This is a genomic window from Thauera sp., from assembly GCF_035444905.1.
Taxonomy (GTDB): domain Bacteria; phylum Pseudomonadota; class Gammaproteobacteria; order Burkholderiales; family Rhodocyclaceae; genus Thauera.
The window spans coordinates 1-2,755 of the sequence record NZ_DAOMPS010000127.1 but is presented as its reverse complement, the minus strand read 5'-3'; the positions used below and the strand labels follow the sequence as shown (position 1 = coordinate 2,755).

Genomic DNA, 2,755 nt, shown 5'->3' with positions numbered 1-2,755 from the left:
ATCGCAATGCCCACCATGCTGTCCTGTACCGTCTCGCTCCCGCCCGCCTACCGCCAGCGCGACATTCTCGCCTTCCACCGCCGAGATCCACAGGAAGTCGCCGAGTCGGCGACCGACACATCCCTGCGCAAGGGCCTGGCTTGGAACGGCCGTCCTGCGCACCTCGAGTTGCGCTTCGAGCCGGATCGGGCGGAAGCCACGCTGACGATCGACGACGCGGGCAGCGCCGAGTGCGCGGCGCGGTTCGAAGCCATGGTGCGCCGCATGCTCGGCCTGACCCAGGACATCGACGCGTTCGAGGCCCGCCATCGCCACCATCCGCAGGTCGGCGCGCTGATCACCCGGCAGGCGGGCTTGCGCGTGGCGGTGGCGGCGACGCCGTTCGAGGCCCTCACCTGGGCGGTGACCGGGCAGCAGATCAGCCTGGGCGCGGCGGTTTCGCTGCGGCGCAAGCTGATCCTGGCGGCGGGCGTGCGCCACGCGTCCGGCCTGATGTGCTATCCGGACGCGAAGCGGATCGCCGCGCTGACCGTGGACGCGCTGGGCGCGGCGGGCTTTTCCGCGGCCAAGGCGAACACCCTGCTCAGCCTCGCCCGCCTGGTCGCAGACGGCGCGCTGCCGCTCGACACCTGGCTGCAGACGCTGCCGATCGACGACATCCGCGAGCGGCTGTTGGGCGTGCGCGGCGTCGGTCCGTGGACGGTCGATTACACGCTGCTGCGCGGTTTTGGCTGGATGGACGGCTCGCTGCACGGCGATGCGGCGGTGCGCCGCAGCCTGCAGGGCCTGCTTGGCATGGAGGAAAAGATCAGCGAGCACGATGCGCGCGCCTGGCTCGCCGCGTTTTCGCCGTGGCGTGCGCTGCTTGCTGCCCACCTGTGGGCCGCGCAGAAGGCGACCGCGCCATGACGGGCGGCGAGGCCGTCCGCCGCGGTGGCGCGCTCAGGGCTGGGTGTGGCCGTCCTTCTGGTAGTTCGGCGAGCGCGGTCCGTACAGGATGCCGTTGGGCCTGCCCGCCGCCAGCAGCCGGTTGCTGGTGATGCCGGCGATGGGATGCGAGCGGTTGGTGACGCTCTCGACGATCTGGCTCACGATGGCCTGCACCAGCAGGCCGACCAGGCCGCCGTTCGAGCTGCGGTCTTCGGCACTGGAGGCGGTCGCCTCGCCCTGCCACAGCAGCTGTTCGGAGCGCAGGTCGATCAGCCGGGCCGCAGCGGTGACGCGACTTTCGCTCAACAGCACCGCGTAGCTGGTGCCGTACTGCTTGATGTCGATGTACAGCGCGGCATCGGCGCCGAAGATCTCGCGCAGCTTGTGCAGCGCGACTTCGTGCATTTCCGCCGGGTTGTGCAGCCCGTTCTGGCGGAAGGTCTCATCCACCAGGCTGACCGGGAGCACGTAGTAGCCCGACTCCGCCAGCGGCAGGGTGACCTGGGACAGCATGCTGTAGGTGGCGGCCACGTCCATCGAGCTGTTGAGCGGCGGCAGGACCAGGATGGAGCTCGGGCGGCTCTGCTTGAAGGCGCTGTAGTCGTAGGCGACGGGGGTGGCGCAGCCGGTGGCGAGCGCGGCGGCCGTGGCCGCGGCGGCGAGGATTCGGAGTCGCATCGTCGGTCGCCTCATTGGGCTCGCTTGAACTTGCTCAGCAGGAAGTCCATGTAGGGCGTGCTTTCCGGATAGAGGGCCTTCTCGGCCTCGAAGTACTTCAGCATCTCGTCCATCTGCTCGCTTTCGGCGTAGAGCAGCCCGAGGTGGGCGTTGTAGCCGGGCGGCACCGGCTTGCCGATGGCGCGCGCCTTCTCCAGGCCGGCCTCGAGGCTGGCGATCTGTTGCTGCGGCCCCATCTCCTTGGTGAAGTGGCCGTACAGCGCAGGCTGGTACTCGCCCCAGTAGTAGAGCGGCTGGGGGCCGCTGGCGCAGCCGGCGAGCAGCAAGGCGCCTGCGACCGGCAGCGCGGCCGCGAGGCGGGCAAGCCGAGCACGCGTCATCGGTCGATGTTCCGCGTCGGGCCGATCAACGGCCGGGCTGCCAGGCGCCGGATTCGATGCCCTCGACCAGACGATTGACCGCCTCGCGCATGGCGAGGTCGAGCACCTTGCCGTTGAGCGTGGAGTCGTAGCTCGCCGTGCCGCCGAAGCCGATCACCTCGCGGTTGTCGAGGCTGTACTCGCCCGCGCCCTGGGTCGAAAAGACCACCTCGGAGGTCTCGACGTTGACCACGTTGAGATTGACCTTGGCATAGGCCACCTGCGACTTGCCGCGGCCGAGGATGCCGAACAGCTGGCGGTCGCCGGTTTCCTTGCGGCCGAACTCGGTGACGTCGCCGGTGATGACGTAGCTCGCGCCCTTGATGTTCTGCGCCGACCTGGCCAGCGCCGCCTCCTGCTTGATCTCCGGCATGTTGTCGCGGTCGAGCACGTTGAAGCGCCCGGTCTGCTGCAGGTGGGTGATCAGGATGGTCTTGGCCTGGCTGCCGAGGCGGTCGACGCCGTCGGTGAAGATGCCGCGCATGAAGCTCGAACGGTTGTCGAACTTGCCCACCGCGATCAGGCTGCGCGGGCCGTTGTAAGTGGTGCCGGCGGAGGCGACCTTGGCCACTTCCAGCGTGCGCGACTGCTCGGTGGCACAGCCGGCCAGCAGGGCGACGCCCCCGACCAGGAAGACACCGGCGACGAGGTTTCGGACAGCGGATGGGTGGCGCATCGGGGCGGGCTCCGGTTCATGCCAAGGGGGCGAAGGCGGGCATTCTGCCGCA

Annotated in this window: 4 protein-coding genes; 1 reads left to right on the top strand and 3 read right to left on the bottom strand. The window is 69.4% G+C overall.

Annotation, left to right across the window (positions count from 1 at the left end; translation table 11 throughout):
• Positions 1-909 (top strand): DNA-3-methyladenine glycosylase family protein (locus tag PLC66_RS22495; RefSeq protein ID WP_324544405.1); only part of this gene is annotated, 909 nt, incomplete at its 5' end.
• Positions 910-942: 33 nt separating this feature from the next.
• Here PLC66_RS22495 and PLC66_RS22490 read toward each other — a convergent pair.
• From PLC66_RS22490 to PLC66_RS22480, 3 genes are read right to left on the bottom strand one after another with little or no spacing between them, the layout of a single operon-like run.
• The gene (locus tag PLC66_RS22490; protein ID WP_324544404.1) at positions 943-1,608 is read right to left on the bottom strand and encodes a DUF799 domain-containing protein; all 666 of its coding nucleotides are present in this window, start codon (positions 1,606-1,608) and stop codon (positions 943-945) included.
• Positions 1,609-1,619: 11 nt separating this feature from the next.
• The gene (locus tag PLC66_RS22485; RefSeq protein ID WP_324544403.1) at positions 1,620-1,988 is read right to left on the bottom strand and encodes a DUF4810 domain-containing protein; all 369 of its coding nucleotides are present in this window, start codon (positions 1,986-1,988) and stop codon (positions 1,620-1,622) included.
• Between the two features lie 25 nt (positions 1,989-2,013).
• Positions 2,014-2,703 carry a CsgG/HfaB family protein gene (locus PLC66_RS22480; RefSeq protein ID WP_324544402.1) on the bottom strand — a complete coding sequence of 230 codons (690 nt, stop codon included), beginning with the start codon at positions 2,701-2,703 and terminating at the stop codon, positions 2,014-2,016.
• Between the last annotated feature and the right edge of the window lie 52 nt (positions 2,704-2,755).